16 protein-coding genes, 1 tRNA gene and 1 riboswitch are annotated in these 18152 nt (G+C 74.7%); of the genes, 7 read left to right on the top strand and 10 right to left on the bottom strand.

What is annotated here, in order from left to right; translation table 11 throughout:
- Positions 1-93 precede the first annotated feature (93 nt).
- Both pcrA and AVL61_RS10620 read right to left on the bottom strand, forming a co-directional pair.
- Positions 94-2559: a DNA helicase PcrA gene (gene pcrA / locus AVL61_RS10625; RefSeq protein WP_058874303.1), complete on the bottom strand. Its 2466-nt coding sequence runs from the start codon at positions 2557-2559 to the stop codon at positions 94-96.
- 55 nt (positions 2560-2614) lie between these two features.
- Positions 2615-3343, bottom strand: a complete 729-nt coding sequence (locus tag AVL61_RS10620; RefSeq protein WP_231738382.1) for an NHL repeat-containing protein — start codon at positions 3341-3343, stop codon at positions 2615-2617.
- Between the two features lie 297 nt (positions 3344-3640).
- Between AVL61_RS10620 and AVL61_RS10615 the strand changes: the two genes are divergently transcribed.
- The gene (locus AVL61_RS10615) at positions 3641-4168 is read left to right on the top strand and encodes a hypothetical protein (RefSeq protein WP_231738381.1); all 528 of its coding nucleotides are present in this window, start codon (positions 3641-3643) and stop codon (positions 4166-4168) included.
- A 144-nt stretch (positions 4169-4312) separates the two neighbouring features.
- Here AVL61_RS10615 and AVL61_RS10610 read toward each other — a convergent pair.
- Positions 4313-4385, bottom strand: a tRNA-Arg gene (locus tag AVL61_RS10610).
- A gap of 225 nt (positions 4386-4610) precedes the next feature.
- On the opposite strand from AVL61_RS10610, the gene AVL61_RS18690 reads away from it, so the two are divergent.
- Complete coding sequence (locus tag AVL61_RS18690; RefSeq protein ID WP_082697079.1) at positions 4611-5969, top strand: DUF4031 domain-containing protein; 1359 nt, start codon at positions 4611-4613, stop codon at positions 5967-5969.
- Here AVL61_RS18690 and AVL61_RS10600 read toward each other — a convergent pair.
- From AVL61_RS10600 to AVL61_RS10585, 4 genes are all read right to left on the bottom strand, one after another.
- A complete protein-coding gene (locus AVL61_RS10600) occupies positions 5920-6186 on the bottom strand; it encodes a hypothetical protein (RefSeq protein WP_058874301.1) in 267 nt (88 codons plus the stop codon). The two genes, AVL61_RS18690 and AVL61_RS10600, sit on opposite strands and share 50 nt — an antisense overlap.
- A 143-nt stretch (positions 6187-6329) precedes the next feature.
- Complete coding sequence (locus AVL61_RS10595) at positions 6330-7205, bottom strand: C40 family peptidase (protein ID WP_058874300.1); 876 nt, start codon at positions 7203-7205, stop codon at positions 6330-6332.
- Positions 7206-7470: 265 nt separating this feature from the next.
- A complete protein-coding gene (locus tag AVL61_RS10590; protein ID WP_058874299.1) occupies positions 7471-8154 on the bottom strand; it encodes a C40 family peptidase in 684 nt (227 codons plus the stop codon).
- A gap of 5 nt (positions 8155-8159) precedes the next feature.
- Positions 8160-8347: riboswitch (cyclic di-AMP (ydaO/yuaA leader) on the bottom strand.
- A 405-nt stretch (positions 8348-8752) separates the two neighbouring features.
- Positions 8753-9439 carry a metal-dependent transcriptional regulator gene (locus AVL61_RS10585; protein WP_058874298.1) on the bottom strand — a complete coding sequence of 229 codons (687 nt, stop codon included), beginning with the start codon at positions 9437-9439 and terminating at the stop codon, positions 8753-8755.
- A gap of 316 nt (positions 9440-9755) precedes the next feature.
- Between AVL61_RS10585 and serC the strand changes: the two genes are divergently transcribed.
- Positions 9756-10895 carry a phosphoserine transaminase gene (gene serC, locus AVL61_RS10580; protein ID WP_058874297.1) on the top strand — a complete coding sequence of 380 codons (1140 nt, stop codon included), beginning with the start codon at positions 9756-9758 and terminating at the stop codon, positions 10893-10895.
- Here the strand turns inward: serC and AVL61_RS10575 are convergent.
- The 3 genes from AVL61_RS10575 to AVL61_RS10565 form a co-directional block, all read right to left on the bottom strand.
- Positions 10892-12103 (bottom strand): MFS transporter, encoded by a 1212-nt coding sequence (locus AVL61_RS10575; protein WP_058874296.1) that lies wholly within the window; start codon positions 12101-12103, stop codon positions 10892-10894. The genes serC and AVL61_RS10575 overlap by 4 nt on opposite strands.
- A 53-nt stretch (positions 12104-12156) precedes the next feature.
- On the bottom strand, positions 12157-12711 hold the full coding sequence (locus tag AVL61_RS10570) for a DUF3027 domain-containing protein (RefSeq protein ID WP_058874295.1): 555 nt from the start codon (positions 12709-12711) through the stop codon (positions 12157-12159).
- A gap of 91 nt (positions 12712-12802) precedes the next feature.
- Positions 12803-13186 carry a cold-shock protein gene (locus AVL61_RS10565; protein ID WP_058874294.1) on the bottom strand — a complete coding sequence of 128 codons (384 nt, stop codon included), beginning with the start codon at positions 13184-13186 and terminating at the stop codon, positions 12803-12805.
- Between the two features lie 153 nt (positions 13187-13339).
- Between AVL61_RS10565 and AVL61_RS10560 the strand changes: the two genes are divergently transcribed.
- The 4 genes from AVL61_RS10560 to AVL61_RS10545 are packed head-to-tail and all read left to right on the top strand — an operon-like array spanning position 13340 to position 18141.
- A complete protein-coding gene (locus tag AVL61_RS10560) occupies positions 13340-13597 on the top strand; it encodes a hypothetical protein (protein ID WP_058874293.1) in 258 nt (85 codons plus the stop codon).
- A gap of 3 nt (positions 13598-13600) precedes the next feature.
- The gene (locus AVL61_RS18615; protein WP_058874292.1) at positions 13601-15718 is read left to right on the top strand and encodes a helicase-associated domain-containing protein; all 2118 of its coding nucleotides are present in this window, start codon (positions 13601-13603) and stop codon (positions 15716-15718) included.
- Complete coding sequence (locus AVL61_RS10550; RefSeq protein WP_058874291.1) at positions 15706-17382, top strand: DNA repair helicase XPB; 1677 nt, start codon at positions 15706-15708, stop codon at positions 17380-17382. Before AVL61_RS18615 ends, AVL61_RS10550 begins: the two co-directional genes overlap by 13 nt.
- Before the next feature lie 36 nt (positions 17383-17418).
- Positions 17419-18141 carry a response regulator transcription factor gene (locus tag AVL61_RS10545; protein ID WP_058874290.1) on the top strand — a complete coding sequence of 241 codons (723 nt, stop codon included), beginning with the start codon at positions 17419-17421 and terminating at the stop codon, positions 18139-18141.
- The last annotated feature ends 11 nt before the right edge of the window (positions 18142-18152 follow it).

The following is an 18152-nucleotide window of genomic DNA, read 5'->3' as shown; positions in this document are numbered from 1 at the left end:
ACGGGGGCTCCTCCGTCCCGGCACGGCCGCCGGCCGCACGCGTCCGCGGCGGGCGGCGGCTCGCCGGACGGGACCGCCGCGGGCCCGCCGGGCTCAGCCCACCTTCGTCAGCGGTGCGTAGCGCAGCAGGAGACGCTTCTCGTCGGCCCCGAACCGCACCTTCGCCACGGTCTTGTCGCCGGCACCCTCGAGGGACACCACCGTGCCCTTCCCGAACGCCTTGTGGTCGACGGTGTCGCCGACGGACAGGCTCGGGATCTCCTTGTTGGGCTGGACCCGGCCCGCCGTGGTGGCCCGGGACGGGGCCATCCGCTCGAAGGCCGCGTTCGACGCCGCCGCCGCGCCCCAGTACGAGCCCCGCATCGGGTCCCGCTGCCCGGAGCCGCCGCCGTGCAGCGCGGAGCCCCACGAGGCCGGGGCGGAGGAGCCCTCGCGCTTCCAGTCGAGCAGCTCGGCCGGGATCTCGTCCAGGAACGGACTGGCCGGGTTGTACTGGGACTGCCCCCACATGGAGCGGAACTCGGACCGGGTGAGGTAGAGGCGCTCGCGGGCCCGGGTGAGACCCACGTAGGCGAGGCGCCGCTCCTCCTCCATCTCCTTCTCGTCCGTGAGGGAGCGCTGGTGCGGGAACAGCCCGTGCTCCATCCCGGTCAGGAAGACCACGGGGAACTCGAGGCCCTTCGCGGTGTGCAGCGTCATGAGGGTGACCACGCCCTGGGCACGGGCCTCGGCGACCTCCGCCGCGATCTGCTCGGCGCTCGGCCCGCCCTCGGTCCCGGCGGCGGGCCGGTTGGGGATCTGGTCGGCGTCGGCCACGAGGGAGACGTGCTCGAGGAACTCGGGCAGCCCTGCCTCGGGGCGGTCCCGCTCGAACTCCCGGACCACGGCCACGAGCTCCGCGAGGTTCTCGACCCGGGACTCGTCCTGGGGGTCCTGCGACTGGCGCAGGGCCGCGAGGTAGCCGGACTGCTCCAGGACGGCCTCGAGGACGGAGGCGGCCCCCGAGCCCTCGGCGACCGAGGCGAGGTCGTCCATGAGCTGGACGAACCCCTTGACCGCGTTGAGCGAACGGGTCGCCATCCCGGGTGCCTCGTCGGCACGGCGCAGGGCGGCCATGAAGGAGATCCGCTCGCGCTCGGCGAGCGCCGCGGCGGCGCCCTCCGCGCGGTCGCCGATGCCCCGCTTGGGCTCGTTCACGATCCGGCGGACGTTGATGTCGTCGTCCGGGTTCACGATCGCGCGCAGGTAGGACAGGGCGTCCTTGATCTCCTTGCGCTCGTAGAAGCGGGTGCCGCCCACCACCTTGTACGGCAGCCCGACGCGCATGAGGATCTCCTCGAGGGAGCGGGACTGCGCGTTGGTGCGGTAGAACACGGCCACGTCACCGGGGCGGTAGCCGTCCTCGTCCTGGAGGCGGTCGATCTCCTCGGCGATGAAGCGGGCCTCCTCGTGCTCGTTCTCGGCGGCGTAGCCGGTGATCTTCTCGCCGCTGCCCGAGGCCGTCCACAGCCGCTTGTCCCGGCGCCCCTTGTTCTTGGCGATCACCGCGTTGGCCGCGGTGAGGATGTTCTGGGTGGACCGGTAGTTCTGCTCCAGCAGGATCGTGCGGGCCTGGGGGTAGTCCTGCTCGAAGTCGACGATGTTGCGGATGTCGGCCCCGCGGAACGCGTAGATCGACTGGTCCGAGTCGCCCACGACGGTCAGCTCGGCGGGCGGCACGGGGTTCGCCCCCGGCCCGGTGTCCGCGCCGGTCCCGACGAGCTCCCGGACGAGCGCGTACTGCGCGTGGTTGGTGTCCTGGTACTCGTCGATGAGCACGTGCCGGTAGCGCCGCCGGTAGTACTCGGCCACCTGCGGGAACGCCCGGAGCATGTGCACGGTCTGGCTGATGAGGTCGTCGAAGTCCATGGCGTTGGCCGCGCGCAGCCGCTCGGTGTAGCCGCGGTAGACCTGGGCCACGGCGCTCTCGAAGGGGTCGCTCTCGGAGGCCCGGGACAGGTGTGTCTCGTCGTCGACGAGCTCGTTCTTCAGCGCGGAGATCCGGTGCTGGATGCTCTTCGGCGCGAAGCGCTTGGGGTCGAGGTCGTGCTGCTTGGCCACGAGCGTGATCAGCCGGAGGGAGTCCGCGGAGTCGTAGATGGAGAAGGTCGACTTCAGGCCCACGCTCGCGGCCTCCCGCCGCAGCACGCGCACGCAGAAGGAGTGGAAGGTGGAGATCGTCATCGACCTCGCCGAGTCCCCCACGAGCTCCACCACGCGCTCGCGCATCTCGGCGGCGGCCTTGTTCGTGAACGTGATCGCGAGGATCTCGCCCTGGTGGGCCCGTCCGGTGGCCAGCAGGTGCGCGATCCGGTGGGTCAGCACGCGGGTCTTGCCGGAGCCGGCGCCGGCGACGATCAGCAGCGGTGAGCCGGAGTGCTCGACGGCGGCCCGCTGCGGTTCATTGAGCCCCTCCACGAGGGCGTCGGCGGAGGCGGTGCCGCGCCGCGGCGGGGCGGCGGTGCCGGGGCGGGCCACGGACGCGGAGGGCAGGAGCGGGTTGTCGAAGAGGTAGTCCATCGTGGGCCCAGTCTACCGAGGCCCGGAGACAGCCGGGCCGGGCGGGGGACGGTCCTCAGACGAAGTGCAGTTCGAGCCGGTGCCGGCCGTTGTCGTCCTCGACCCACAGCTCCGAGTCGGCGACCGTGACCCGGACCGGCCGGTGCAGCCGGATGTCGTCGTCGAACTCGACGGAGTTCTCGGCCCCTCCGCCGTAGACGGTGTCGAGCTCCCGGCTGGCCGGGTCGAGGTGCCGGATGGCGTCGTTGCCGGTGTCGGCGATCACGACGGAGCCGTCGTAGAGGATCTGCAGGTCCTCGGGGTGGTCCAGCTGCGCCACGTCCGTGGGGCCGTCGGTGAAGCCGTCGCCCGCCCGGCCCACGACGGTGCAGACCTGCGGGCCGCCGTCGGGCTTGTCGGTGTCGATCTCGATGCAGCGCAGGGACGAGGAGTCCCGGTCGATGAGCCAGAGGGTGCCGCCGCCGTCCTCGGTGATGGACACGGTGGCGGCGAACTTCGCCTGCGCCGCCTTGCCGTCCCGCCGTCCGGACTCGCCCGTGCCCGCGAACTCGTACAGCACGTCGGTGTACGGGTCCCAGCGGAAGAGCCGGTGCAGGGAGGGCACCGCCACGATCACGGCCGAGAGCTTGTGCGACCACACCATGTCCGCGATGGGGGCGCCGCCGAGGACGGAGCAGTCCACCGTGCGGCGCACCGTCTCGTGGTCCTTCTCGAACAGCGTCAGCACGTTGCCCTCGGTCAGCCGCATGAGCAGGCCGTCCGGGAGTCCGATGGACAGTTCCATGACCGGCACCTCCGTGTCGTCCTCGTCGAGCGCCCGGTCGTCCTCGGCCGGGCCGCCCCCCGTGCGGTCCGTCAGGACCGGTGCGGGTGGCCCCAGCCTACCCCTCGGTCCCGGCGTTGGGCGGTGGGCGCACGACGGGATAATGGGGGCATGGGACTGACACGCGCACAGAAGGCACGCAAGCACGGCGGCGCCGCGGCACCCGCGGGACCGCCGCGGGGAACGCGCCTGCACCAGGCGGCACCCGGTGAACTCCGGCCGGAGCCCACGCGGTCGAGCTCGGCTCTCGTGGTGGGCGTGGCCATGTCCGTCGCGGCGCTCCTGTGGCTGTACGTGTACGTCTGGGTCCTCCCCCGGTTCGGCGCCGCGGCGGCCGGCGGGCTCGCCCTGCCCGAGTGGATGCCGGGCGGGTTCGGCCAGGAGCACGCCGAGCGCCTCGCCGCGGCGCTCGGCGAGGAGGGGCGCGCCCAGTACGAGGCGGTGCACCGCTCGTCCGGGCTGCTGGCCCCGTTGTTCGTGGGACTGGCGTGGCTGCTGTTCGTGGCGGTCAACACGGCCTCCCGCGCGCGGCGATGGCTGCGCTCGGCCGTGGTGCTCGGCTTCGCGGCCGTCTCGCTGGCGGGCAACGCTGCGATCGACGCCGCTCTCGCGGACCCCGGGGACGGTTCCGCCGTAACCACGGCCTCCGTGCTGGTGGTGGCCCGCTGGGTCCTGCTCGTGCTGCTGCTCGCCGTGACCGCGGCCGTGGCCGTGGAGGCGGTCCGGCGCCGGTCGGGCGCCGCCGACGCCCCGCCCCGGGACCGCGCGCCCGCCCCGCGGCGCTGACCGGCGGGCCCGGGCGCCGAAGGAGCTCAGGGCGCCCGGACCCGCGCCGGAACTGCGCCCGGCCCCGCTCCGGCCGCGCTCCGGTCCCGGAACCGTCCCGGACGTGCGGACGCCCCGGACCGTGCGGTCCGGGGCGTCCGTGCGTGCCCTCGATTGGATTCGAACCAACGACACCGGCTTTAGGAGAGCCGTGCTCTATCCCCTGAGCTACGAGGGCGACGCGAACAGTCTAGGGGCTCCCCCGGACCCCCGCTAACCGGCCGCGTCCGGACCCGAGCCTGTCCGGACCCGGCGGGCCCACCGCCCGACGGACTGTCAGGGGGCCGGCGAACCCCACGGCCCGTCGGACTGTCAGTGTCCGGCGAAGCCCACCGGCCGACGGCCCGGACACCCGCCCGCCCCGCCGGGAGCCGGCCGGTGCGGCCCCACTAGGATCGATCGCATGCCCGTCTACATCGATCCGCCGCTGTGGCCGGCCCACGGCACGCACTTCTCGCACCTGGTCTCCGACACCTCCTACGAGGAGCTGCACGCCTTCGCGGACCGGCTGGGGGTTTCCCGGCGCGCCTTCGACCGGGACCACTACGACGTGCCGGAGAGCCGGTACGAGCAGGCGGTGGCCGCGGGTGCCCGGCCGGTCGACGGCCGGCAGCTCACGCGCGTGCTCGTGCGCAGCGGGCTGCGCGTTCCCGCGCGGGCGCGCCCGGACCGGGTCGCCCGGGTCCTGCTGCGGCGGTGGGCCGCCCGCTTCCCGGCGCACCCGGCGCTGGGCGAGGAGCTCGTGCACCGGTGGAGCGAGCCGCACCGGCACTACCACGGTCCCGCGCACCTGCTCGCGGTGCTCGAGGCCCTCGACCTGCTGCTGGCCGGGACCCGGCTCGACCCCGCCCGGTCCGAGGCCCTGGTCCTGGCCGCGTGGTTCCACGACGCGGTCTACCGGGGCCGCCCCGGGTCCGACGAGCAGGAGTCCGCGGAGCTGGCCCGTGCGCGGCTGACCGCCGCCGGCTTCCCCGAGCCGCTCGCGGCGGAGGTCGAACGGCTGGTGCTGCTCACCCTCGGGCACCGGGTCACCGACGACGACACCGCCGGAGGGCTGCTCCTCGACGCCGATCTCTCGGTGCTCGGGGCGGACCCGGCGGGCTACGCCGCCTATGTCGCGGGGGTCCGGAAGGAGTACGCGCACGTGCCGGAGGCGGTGTTCGCGCAGGCCAGGCTGCGTGTGCTCGAGGACCTCAGAAACCGGCGCCCGCTGTTCCGGACCCCGGCCGCCCGGCGACGGTGGGGCGCCCCGGCGGTCCGCAACCTCGAGGACGAGATCGCCCGGCTGCGCGCGGCCGTCGGGGCGGGTCCCTCCGGTCCCCCCGCGGACGCCGCGGTGCTGACCATCACCGCCGTGTGCCTGCGGGACGACGACGGGGCGCTGCTGACGGTGCGCAAGCGCGGCACGGAGCGTTTCATGCTGGTCGGCGGCAAGCTCGATCCGGGCGAGTCCCCGGCGGCGGCGGCCGTGCGCGAGACGGCGGAGGAGGTGGGCCTGCGGCTGGACCCCGCTCAGCTGGGCCTGCTCGGGGAGTTCGAGGCGCCGGCCGCGAACGAGGACCGCACGTGGGTGCGCTGCACCGTGTTCACGGCGCCGCTGACGGGCCGGCCCGTGCCGCTCGCGGAGATCGAGGAGCTGCGCTGGCAGCCCGTCGGCGAGGACGTCCTCGACGCGCTCCCCGTGGACCTGGCCCCGCTGCTGCGGGAGCACGTCATTCCGGCGCTGCGCCGCCCTCCCGGCGGTCCGGGCGCCCGGCCGTGACGTGCCGCCGCCGGTGGAGCAGGATCCCGGTGACCAGGCCCAGCACGATCCCGATGCCGCCGAGGACGGAGAGCCACATCGCGGCGTGGCCCACGAAGGCGGCGACCACGAACCCGGCCGCGATGCCGGGCACGGCGCCGGCGATCATGCCGTAGGCCATGTAGGCGTACTCACGATCGAGGCTCGTGCGGGCGTTGCGGCTGTAGTCGGTGGACATGGTCCCAGTCTATCGGCCGCCGGGCGGGCACCGGAGCGGGCGCCGCAGCGGCCGCCGGGGAGGACCCGGGAACGACAGCGGGTGCGCGGTTCCCGTCTGGCCGACCAGGAACCGCGCACCCGAACCGGTGCTCTCGCGTGCGCTCAGCGCACGCGGACGTAGACGGGGCCGGAGCCCACGTTGACGCTGTCGATGACGGTCGTGCCGCCGTTCCAGCCGCCGTGGACGGCCTTGCCGCCGCCGATGTAGACGCCGATGTGGGCCGCGCCCATGCCACCGTCGGCGTAGTAGACGAGGTCGCCGGGCTGCGCCTGGCCGGCGGAGACCTGCGTGCCGAGGCTCAGGTAGGAGGCCGGCCAGCCGTGGTGGTTGATCCCGGCGGCGCGCAGGGCGTTCGTGACGAGCGCGGTGCAGTCCTGGCTCACGCCGAGCTGGCCCATGGCGGCGGAGGAGATGGTCGCGCCCTTGCCGGAGGCGGAGCTCTGGGTGCTGACGGTGCGCTCGGCCGCCGGGGCGGCCTGCACGACCGGCTTCGGGGCGGCGGCGGGCTTCGGGGCCGGGGCGGCCTGCACGACCGGCTTGGGAGCAGCGGGCTTCGGAGCCGCCACCGCCGGGGCGGGCGCGGCGGCCGGCTTGGGGGCGGGGGCGGCCTGCACGGCCGGCTTCGGGGCCGGGGCGGCCACGGCGGGAGCCGCGACGACCGGGGTCTGCACCTTCCGCTCGGCCTTCTTCTCCGCCTTCTTCTCAGCCTTCTTCGCGGCCGGCTTCTCCGACGCCGGCTTCTCGGCCTTCGTCACGTGGGCGACGGGCTCGAGGGACACGGCGGGGGCCGCGGCGGGGGTGGCGGCGGCCACGGCGGACAGCGGGGCGTCGGCGGAGGCGTCCTGGGCCGGAGCGGCCTGCACGGACACGGTGGTGGCGAGGGCCAGGCCGGAGAAGGCCGCGACGGCGGCCACGGTGCGGGCCTTGCCGGTCAGGAGCGAGCCGATGCCGTTGGAGGAGGTCAGGTCACGGGTCATGAGGAGTTCAGACGACTTTCTGGCGGGGCCGAGCCGGCCTGCCGGAGGGCACGGGGACAGCACGGATCGCCCCGGGGGATGCTGGGGTGGTCCGGTGTCCGGCAGGACGGTGTTCCGGGATCGGGAACGACGGCCGGGCGAGCGGAGGGGAGGAGTCGCTGTCCGGGCGGACAGCAGGAAGCACGGAGAGCCGGGAGAGCGGCTCTCCGTGCCTGGGGGGATCGGGTGCCGCCCGCACCCGAGGGGTGCGGGCGGCCGGGACCGATCAGAAGGTGTAGTAGCCGTCCAGCTGCATGGCGTTGACGGAGTGGACCTGGGTGCCCTGGGTCGGGTTGAGGGCGGAGATCATCTTGCCGCCGCCGATGTAGACGCCCACGTGCGCGCCGCCGTTCTGGGAGACGAGGTCGCCGGGCTGCGGGTTGGCGGTGGGGGTGCCCGCCGCGAACTGGGACCAGGTGGTGCGGGGCAGGTCGATGCCGTTCTGGGCGAAGACCCACTGGGTGAAGCCGGAGCAGTCCCAGGCGCCGTAGGCGGTGCCGCCGTAGACGTAGCCGGCGCCCTGCGCGGACATCGCGGTGCCCACGATGCCGCCGGCGGCCGGGGAGATGGCCGTGGTGGCGGTGGACTGGGGGGTCACGCTCGCGGTGGCGGCGGCCGACTGGGGCGCCGGGGCCGGGGCCTCGTAGGCCGGGGCGGCGGGCTGGGCCGCGGGCTGCGCGGCGACCGGAGCCTCATAGGTGTACGAGGTGTAGCCGGCCAGCGAGGCGGACGCCGGGGCCGGGGCCGAGTAGGCCGCGCCGGACTCGACGGGGGCCTGGGCGTAGGCCTGGGCCGGGGCGATGGAGCCGATCATCGCGGCGCCGGCGGCGGCGGCGATGGTGGTGTTGCGCACGGCGTGCGAGGTGCTCTCGGCGCGGTGGCGGGCAGAGTTCTGCTGGAAAAGCGACATGGTTGAGTTCCTCCCTTTGCCTACGAGGTGAGCTGTCGGATTCGGGTGGGAGACACCCGGCCGCAGAACGCACGCGCTCTGACGACTTAACCCCAAGGACCCGGATCACCGGGACCGAAAATGGTTCCCCCGCTTCTGCCAAGCAGTTTCTGTGTAGAGGCCACGGGCACCGGCAGAATTCGGCGATGTGCTTCGTGGGCGCCGATCCGACCAGTGATCAGCACGCGTTGAACAGTACATGACAGATTACGGAAGTGTCACGTTTTGATCACGACCGATCACGAAGAGGCAACGAGCACCATATCAATCCCGCGGAATTGAGTCTTCACAGAAGAAGAATTTGCCCCTGTGACGCCCTGTGCAGTGCCCTTCGGAGCCCGCAAAAACCGCGTCCCACCAGGGCCGGTGCGCTCCGGGAGCCCGTCGGGGAGCGGACTGGCGGAATGTAGCTTGTGAACGTCCACACATCCGGGACGGGACCGCTCCCCGGAGCGCTCCGGGGCACCGGGGACGACGCCGCACTGCCTCCGGAGGCACCGCGGGAGATGTCCCCCGCCGCCCGCGGCGAGGCACATCTCCCGCCGCCCGCGGCGGGGCGTCAGGAGGCGAGGACGCGGATGGCCGCGGCGGTCCGCAGGTCGACCTCCGCGGACCGTCCCGTGGCCGGCACCTCGATGCGCACGAGCTGACCGTCCACCCGTGCCCTGACCTCGGCCCCGGTGAGCACGCCCACGTCGCTCAGCACGCCCAGCAGGTCGGCGTCCGCCTGGACCACCTCCGGCAGCAGCGCGATGGTGTGCGGGCCGTCCGGGACGTGGCGGGCGGCGTCGAGCAGGGAGGGGTGCGCCGCGGCGGGGCTGTCCTCCACCCCGAGGGCGGCGAGGCCGGGGATCGGCGTGCCGTACGGCGAGTGCCGGGGGCTGTGCAGGAGGTCCACGAGCCGCCGCTCGACCTGCTCGCTCATGACGTGCTCCCACCGGCACGCCTCGTCGTGGACCTGTGCCAGGTCCAGGCCGATGACGTCGGCGAGCAGGCGCTCGGCGAGCCGGTGCTTCCGCATGACCTGCACGGCCCGCTCCCGGCCGGCCTCGGTGAGCAGCAGCGACCGGTCCGGGCCCACCGTCAGCAGCCCGTCCCGCTCCATCCTGGACACCGTCTGCGAGACCGTGGGCCCGGAGTGGTCGAGACGCTCCACGATGCGGGCCCGCATCGGTGTGATCCCCTCCTCCTCGAGCTCGAGCACGGTCCGCAGGTACATCTCCGTGGTGTCGATCAGGTCGCTCATGCCTCAGTCATCCTTCGTCCGGCCGTCCGGCCCCGGGGATCCTGCCCGGTCCGGTCTTCCTGCACGAGCTTAGTGCGAGAGCCCCGCTGTGGTCCGGACGGAGAGCGGCACCCGCGGAGCCCGGGGCCCGATGAGCCCGGCCGCCCACTGCACCCGCGCAGCCCGGCGTCCACCGCACCCCGCACCCGGCACCCGCGGAGCCCGGCGTCCGCGGGTGGGGCAGAATGGGCCGAGGCGCGCACGGCGCGAGCATCCCGTCCCGGCGGCCGCGCCCACCGCCCGTCACCCGCCGCACGTCATCCCGAGGGAGCGCCCGTTGCCCGCACACGTCACCATCCCCCAGCATCTGCTGCCCGCCGACGGCCGGTTCGGCGCCGGCCCCTCGAAGATCCGCCCGGCCCAGGTCGAGGCCGTGTCCCGCGCCGGGACCGCCCTGCTCGGGACGTCCCACCGTCAGGCGCCGGTGCAGGAGCTCGTGGGCTCGGTGCGCGAGGGCCTCGCGCAGTTCCTCGGGCTCCCCGAGGGCTACGAGGTGCTGCTGGGCCTGGGCGGGGCAACCGCCTTCTGGGACGCCGCCGCCTTCGGGCTCGTGCAGCGCAGGGCCCAGCACCTGGTGTTCGGCGAGTTCGGGGCGAAGTTCGCCCAGGCCACCGACGGCGCCCCGTTCCTGGAGGCCTCCTCGATCGTGGAGTCGGCCCCCGGAGCACGCCCGGAGGCCCGTGCGGAGGAGGGCGTGGACGTCTACGCCTGGCCCCAGAACGAGACCTCCACCGGGGTCGCCGCACCCGTGGTGCGGCCCGCCGGCACCGGGGACGAGGCGCTCGTGCTGGTCGACGCCACCTCGGCGGCCGGCGGGATGGCCGCGGACCTGGCCGCGGCGGACGTCTACTACTTCTCTCCCCAGAAGAACTTCGGCTCCGACGGCGGGCTGTGGCTCGGCGCGTTCTCCCCCGCCGCCGTCGAGCGGATCGAGCGGATCGGCGCCTCGGGGCGGTGGGTCCCCGACTTCCTGCAGCTCACCACGGCGCTGGAGAACTCCCGGAAGAACCAGACCTACAACACTCCCGCCCTGGCCACCCTGGTCATGCTCGACGAGCAGGTCCGGTGGCTCAACGAGCAGGGCGGCATGGCGTGGGCCGCGGCCCGCACGAAGGAGTCCTCCGACCTCGTCTACGCGTGGGCGGAGGCGGTCCCGTTCGCGCGCCCGTTCGTGGCCCGCCCGGAGGACCGCTCCACCGTGATCACCACCGTGGACTTCGACGACGCCGTGGACGCGGCCGGTGTCGCGGCGGTCCTGCGCGCCCACGGAGTGGTGGACGTCGAGCCCTACCGCAAGCTGGGGCGCAACCAGCTGCGGATCGCCACGTTCGTCTCGATCGAGCCCGACGACGTGGCCCGGCTGCTGCACTGCGTGGACCACCTCGTCGAGCAGCTCCACGGACGGTCGGGGCGCTAACCGGCGGGCACGCGCCCCGCGCGCAGCCGCCACCACACGACGAAGCCCACCAGGGCCCCGCCGAGACCCGCCGCCACGGCGACCCCCATGCCCCAGCGCGCCCCGAGGGCGTCGGTGATCCAGCCGACGACCGGCGCCCCGATCGGGGTGCCGCCCATGAAGATGGCCATGTACAGGCTCATGACCCGTCCGCGCATCACCGGTGAGGTGGTCGACTGCACGTACGCGTTGGCAGTGGTCATGATGGTCAGGGAGGACAGCCCGCAGGGCACCAGCCACAGCGCGAACAGCGGCAGGCTGGGCGCCGTCGCCGCACCCAGGCAGCTGACGGCGAAGACGGCGCTGCCCCCGTAGACGTAGCGCAGCCGGGCGCTGCGGCGCCGGGCCGAGAGCAGGGCCCCCGCCACCGTGCCGACCGCCAGCACCGAGTTGAGCAGCCCGAAGGTCTCCGGGCCGCGGCCGAACTCGGGGCCGGCCATGGCCGCCAGGAACACCGCGAAGTTCAGCCCGAAGGTGCCGATGAGGAAGATGGTGATCAGCACGGCCACGATGTCGGGGCGGCTGCCGACGTAGGCCAGGCCTTCCCGGATCTGCCCCCGCCCCCGGCCGGACCGCGGCATCCCGCGCAGCTCGTCCGTGCGGATCGCCAGGACGGCGGCGAGCATGGCGCCGAAGGTCAGCGTGTTGAGCAGGAACACCCAGCCCGACCCGATCGAGGCGACGAGCACGCCGGCCACGGCGGGCCCGATCATCCGGGCCGTGTTGAACGAGGTCGCGTTCAGGGCCACGGCGTTGGAGAGGTAGGCGTCGTCGACCATCTCGGAGACGAAGGTCTGGCGCACGGGGGCGTCCATCGTGGAGACGACACCCAGGGCGAGGGCGAAGCCGTAGACGTGCCACAGGGTGGCCGCGCCGGTCAGGACCAGCACTCCCAGACCGGCCGCCAGCACCGCCATGGCCGTCTGCGTCCACAGCAGCAGGCGCCGCCGGTCGAGCCGGTCCGCGAGCACGCCGGCCGAGGGCGCGAGGAAGAGCTGGGGCAGGAACTGCAGGGCCGTCACCACGCCCATGGCGGTGGCGTCCTGGTCCGAGAGCTCGTCGAAGACCAGCCACGACTGGGCCGTGCGCTGCATCCACGTCCCGATGTTGGACACGAGCGCGCCGAGGAACCACAGCCGGTAGTTGCGGAACCGGAAGGACCGGAACATCCCGCGCGCGGGCTCCGGGGCCTCGTCCGTCCCGGCGGTCCCCGGTGGAGCGGTCAGGGCCGCTCGCCCTCCTGCGGCGGGACGGACCCGTCCTCGGCCGCCGCACGGTCCTCGGGGGCCCGGTCGCCGCCGGCCGCGTCCCCGGAGCCGCCGGGCGCACCGGCCGCGGCGTTCTCCCCGGCCTCCTCCTCGGCCCGGTCCTGCTCCTCCTGCGCCTTCTCCTCGGGGCTCACCCGGGCGGACCACGGGACCCACTCGGGTGCCAGGAGGGCGTCCTCCCCCGGCAGCAGGCCCACCTCGCAGACCGTCACGGCCTTGCTGCGGGGGGCGCGGGCCAGGCTCGCGAACCAGTTCCAGCCCCGGTACCCGGGCAGTGCGCACTCGAAGAGGTGGACGACCAGCCGGTCCTCCTCCGCCGTCACCCGGTGCCCGGGACCGATCTGCGCGGGCTCCGCGATCTGCTCGACCGCGGCGCGGGCCGTGGCGACGTCGGCCGCGAGCAGGGCGTCGTGCTTCGGGGTCCGGCGGCGGCGGGGCGCCGGTGCCGCCGGCTCGGGCGCCGCGGGCGCGGCCTCGGCGGTCGCGTCCTGGGCGGTCTCCTCGGTCACTGCTGGTCTCCCTCGTGCTGGGTGTCGGCGATGGGTGGCGGTTGCCGGCGGCGGGTGCGCCGGGGCGGAGCGGGACGGCGGTGCGGTGGGCTCAGACGTCCAGGTTGTCGGCCACGGTGCGCAGGATCGCGGCGATCTTCTTCCCGTGCGCGGAGTCGGGGTAGCGGCCCCGGTGCAGGCCGTTGGACATGTCGTCCAGGAGCTTGATGAGGTCCTCCGTGATGACCGCCATCTCGTCGGCGGGCTTGCGGACGTTCTTCGCGACCGACGGGGTGCGGTCCAGGATCCGGGCGGAGAGCGCCTGCGCGCCGCGCCGTCCCTGCGCCACCCCGAACTCCATCCGCGTCCCCGGCTTCACCGTGGTGGCCCCGGAGGGCAGCGCCGAGGAGGGCAGGAACACTTCCTGGCCGTCGTCGGCCGCCAGGAACCCGAAGCCCTTCTTCGCATCGAACCACTTGACCTTGCCGGTGGGCACGCTGTCTCCCTCGTCCTCGTGTTTCGTGGCGGGGGCCCGCCGGTCGCTGCCGGCGGGCCACCCTGTGGAACATCCCATTCTAGCCCTGCCCCACGGACGGGAGCCGCCGGGGCGCGGTCACCAGCACGCCGCCGCGCTCGGTATTCTGGAGCCATGCCTGCTACCGACGACCGCGCGGCCGCGCCCGCGGACCGCCCTGCCCGACGCCCCGGGGTCGACGTCCTGGGCGCCTCCGCGGTCGTGCTCGGCCTGGTGTCCGCCGCGTGCCTCGCCCTGCTGCTCGTGCTCGAGGCCGTCGGCGCCGACCCCTGGGACGGGCTCACCGTCGTCCCGTGGTTCGCGTTCCCCGTGGCCTTCCTGCTGTTCTGCGCGGTCCTGGTGCGCTCCCTGCTGCGCCGCCGCCGGGCCTGAGCCGTGCTCCCGGACGGCCTGCTCCGGGATCTCGCGTCCCGCTCCCCCGCCGAGCTGGGCGAGCTGCTGGCCGCCCGGCCGGAGGCCGTGCGCCCGGGCACGGAGTCGGTCGAGGACCTCGCCGAGGCGCTGCTGTCCCGCGCGGGCCTGCGCCGGGCCCTCGACGAGCTCTCCCGGCCCGAGCTGGACGCCGTCGAACGCGCCGTGGTGCTGGGCGGGCCCGCCGCGCCGCTGCCGGCCCGCCCGCCCTGGGACCGGCTGCACCGCCTGGGCCTCGTGCACCGGGACGGCGACGTGCTGCGGCTCGTGCCCGGGCTGGCGGAGGCCCTCGGCCGCTACCCGGCGGGGCTCGGCCGGCCGAGGCCGGTGCTCGCGGCCCTCGCCGCACGCCTGCGCGGTGAGGCACCGGGCGCACCGGTCGCCGGGTCCGTGCCCCGCACCGCCGAGGAGCTCGCGCAGTGGCCCGCCCCGGCGCAGGAGGTGCTCGACCGGTTCCGCGCCCACCCCGTGGGCGCCCTGCCCGGCGCCCTGCGCCGTGCCGACCCCGCGGCCGACGCCGCCGCCCGGCCGGTCGACTGGCTCCTGGCGCACGGGGTCCTGTTCCCCGTGGACGCCCGCCACGTGGAGCTCCCGCGGGAGATCGGCCTGCTCCTGCGCGGTCCCGATCCCTGGGCCACCACGCCCACGGAGCCGCCCGTCCGGCCGGGCGCGCCCGTGCCCGGCCGCGTGCGGGACAACGCCGCCGCCGCGGCGGTCGAGCAGCTGCTGCGGCGCACCGCGGCGCTGCGCGCCGAGCTGCGGGCCCGGCCGCTGACCACCCTGCGGGCGGGCGGGATCGGCGTGCGCGAGCTGCGCCGCCTGCGCTCGGCCCTCGGCGTCGAGCACGCCGAGCTCGTCCGCCTCCTCGGCCTGGGAGAGCTGACCGGGCTCGTCCGGCTGGACCCGGACACCTCGTCCTGGCGCCCGGCGCCGGCTCCCTTCGAGGACGCCGAGCGCCCCGAACAGTGGTGGCACGTGGTGCGGTCGTGGCTGGCCTCCGACGTCGTCCCCTCCGCGGTGGGGCTGCCCCTGGCCGACGGCTCGGTCGTCGGGGTCCTCACGCGGGGCACGCACGCCCCGGAGGCCCCGGCCGTGCGCCGGGCGCTGCTGGCGGCCCACGCCGAGGCCGCCGAGCGGGCCCCGGGGGGCCACGGCGCCGAGGACGTCCTGGCACTGGCCCGCTGGCGGCGCCCACGCCTGGCCAGGGCCCTGGACCGGTGGGGCCCGGGAATGCTGACGGAGGCCGCCGAGCTCGGCCTGCTGGGCGCCGACGCCCTCACCGTCCCCGGCCTGGCCCTCGCGGAGAACCGCCCCGAGGACGCGGTCCGCGCCGTGGCGGGGTGGCTGCCTGCGCCCTCGCGGACGGTGCTGCTGCAGAGCGACCTCACGGCCACGGCCACCGGCTACCTCGCGCCCGACGTGGCCCGCGCCCTCGGCGGGCTGGCGGATCCTGAGGGCCACGGGCCGGTCCCGCGGCACCGGTTCAGCGAGCGCTCCCTGCACCGCGCGCTCGACGCGGGCTGGACCCCGCCCTCGATCCTCGCGTGGCTCGAGGAGCACAGCCGGGGCCCGGTGCCCCAGGCCCTGGCCTACCTGGTCGAGGAGGCCGGCCGCGGGCACGGGCGGATCCGGATCACCCGGGCGGACTGGGTGCTCACGGGCGAGGAGGAGCTGCTGGAGGCGCTCGCCGGCACCCCGGAGCTCGCGGGGCGCCGGTTGCGGCGGCCGGCGCCCGGCGTGCTCGTGGTCGGCGCCGGCGCGGAGGCCCCCGGACGGCGCCGCGGCCCCACCGCCCGGGACGGCGAGCTCCGGGAGCTCGCCGCCGCCGTCCGGGCCACGGGCACGGAACCGGCGCTCGACGTCGCGACCGCCGAGCCCGCCCCGCCGGTCCCCGCCGCCGACCCGGCCCTGCTGCTCGAGGTGCCCGCCCCGCGCCTGCCCGTCCCGTCCGCGGAGGAGGTCCAGGACCTGGTGGACCGGCTCACCGGCCGGGACCGGGCGCGGCGCCCGGCCGACGACCCGACCGACGACCCGACCGACGACCCGACCGACAGCGGAGGAGCCGCCCCGTGGGACCCCTGATCGTCCAGAGCGACCGGACCGTGCTGCTCGAGCTCGACCACGAGGACGCCGACGACGCGCGGCGGGAGCTCGCCGCCTTCGCCGAGCTCGAGCGTGCCCCGGAGCACGTGCACACCTACCGCATCACCCCGCTGGGCCTGTGGAACGCCCGGGCCGCCGGGCTGGACGCCGAGCAGGTGCTCGACGTCCTCCTCACCCGGTCCCGCTTCCCGGTCCCCCACGCCCTGCTGCTGGACATCGACGAGACGATGTCCCGCTACGGCCGGCTCGTGCTCGAGCAGGACCCCGTGCACGGGCTCGTGCTGCGCAGCTCCGACGCCCCGGTGCTGGAGGAGATCGCGCGGCACCGGAAGATCGCCCCGCTGCTCGGGCCCCGCATCGACGGCTCCACCACGGTGGTGCACGCGAGCGCGCGCGGTCAGCTCAAGCAGCTGCTGCTCACCGTGGGCTGGCCGGCGGAGGACCGGGCCGGCTACGTGGACGGCACGCCCCACCCCCTCGCCCTCACGGGGACGGACCCGCTCACGGGCGAGGCCTGGTCCCTGCGCCCGTACCAGCGCCACGCGGTGGAGAACTTCTGGGCGGGCGGCAGCGGCGTCGTCGTCCTGCCCTGCGGAGCCGGCAAGACGCTGGTGGGCGCCGGAGTGATGGCGGCGAGCTCCACGACGACGCTCGTCCTGGTCACGAACACGGTCTCGGCGCGGCAGTGGAAGGCCGAGCTGCTGCGCCGGACCACCCTCACGGCGGACGAGATCGGCGAGTACTCCGGTGCCGTCAAGGAGGTCCGCCCCGTGACGATCGCCACGTACCAGGTGCTGACCAGCCGCCGCGGCGGGATCCACCCCCACCTGGAGCTGCTCGACGGCCACGACTGGGGGCTGATCGTCTACGACGAGGTGCACCTGCTGCCCGCCCCCGTGTTCCGGATGACCGCCGAGCTGCAGGCGCGGCGCCGGCTGGGCCTCACTGCCACCCTGGTGCGCGAGGACCACCGCGAGGGGGAGGTGTTCTCCCTCATCGGGCCCAAGCGCTACGACGCCCCGTGGCGGGAGATCGAGGCCCAGGGCCACATCGCCCCCGCCGACTGCGTCGAGGTCCGGGTGGAGCTGCCGCTCGCGGACCGGATGGCCTACGCCTCCGCCGAGGACGCCGACCGGCACCGCCTCGCCTCGTCCTCCCCGCACAAGCTCGACGTCGTGGCCCGGCTCGCGGCACGCCACCGCGGGGAGCCGGTGCTCGTGATCGGGCAGTTCCTGGACCAGCTCGACGAGCTGGGCGCGCTGCTCGGCGCCCCGGTGCTCAAGGGGAGCACGAGCACGGCCCGGCGGGAGCGGCTCTTCGCCGCGTTCCGCGCCGGGGAGCTGCCGGTGCTGGTGGTCTCGAAGGTCGCGAACTTCTCGGTCGACCTGCCGGAGGCCTCGGTCGCGGTGCAGGTCTCGGGGGCCTTCGGCTCCCGGCAGGAGGAGGCCCAGCGGCTGGGGCGGCTGCTGCGGCCCAAGCGGGACGGCCGTCCGGCGACGTTCTACACCGTGGTGGCCCGCGACACCGTGGACGCCGGCTACGCGGCCAAGCGCCGCCGCTTCCTCGCGGAGCAGGGCTACGCCTACCGGATCCTCGACGCCGCGGCCGTCGAGGCGCCCGGGGAACTCCCCGAGGACCGGTGACGGCCGTTCAGGCGGCGTTCAGGCTGTTCCGAGAAAATGGGTGGTGTGAAGAACGACAACCCCGAAGCGAAACTGCTCGTCGTCGACGACGAGCCCAACATCCTCGAGCTGCTGGCCACGTCCCTGCGCTTCGCCGGCTTCGAGGTGGTCACCGCCGCCAACGGCCGTGACGCCCTCGCCAAGGCGGAGTCCGAGAACCCGGACCTCGCGGTGCTCGACGTCATGCTCCCCGACATGGACGGGTTCTCCGTGACCCGCAGGCTGCGCGCGTCCGGGCGGCACTTCCCCATCCTCTTCCTCACGGCCAAGGACGAGACCGAGGACAAGGTCACGGGGCTGACCGTGGGCGGCGACGACTACGTCACCAAGCCCTTCAGCCTCGACGAGGTCGTCGCCCGCATCCGCGCGGTGCTGCGCCGCACCCAGCCCGCCGAGGAGGACGACTCCCGGCTTCGCGTGGACGACCTGGTCCTCGACGACGACGCGCACGAGGTCTTCAGGGGCGAGCGGGAGATCGATCTCTCCCCCACCGAGTTCAAGCTGCTGCGCTACCTCATGCTCAACCCGAACCGGGTGCTGTCCAAGGCGCAGATCCTCGACCACGTGTGGGAGTACGACTTCAACGGGGACGCCTCGATCGTGGAGTCCTACATCTCCTACCTGCGCCGGAAGATCGACAACGACCCGGAGCTGCCCCCGCTGATCCACACCAAGCGCGGCGTCGGCTACCTCCTGCGGTCCTCGCACAAGAACCACTGACCCGGTCCCGG

The organism is Kocuria rosea subsp. polaris (assembly GCF_001483755.1).
Lineage (GTDB): Bacteria > Actinomycetota > Actinomycetes > Actinomycetales > Micrococcaceae > Kocuria > Kocuria cellulosilytica.
This window is presented reverse-complemented; position numbering and strand designations above follow the sequence as displayed.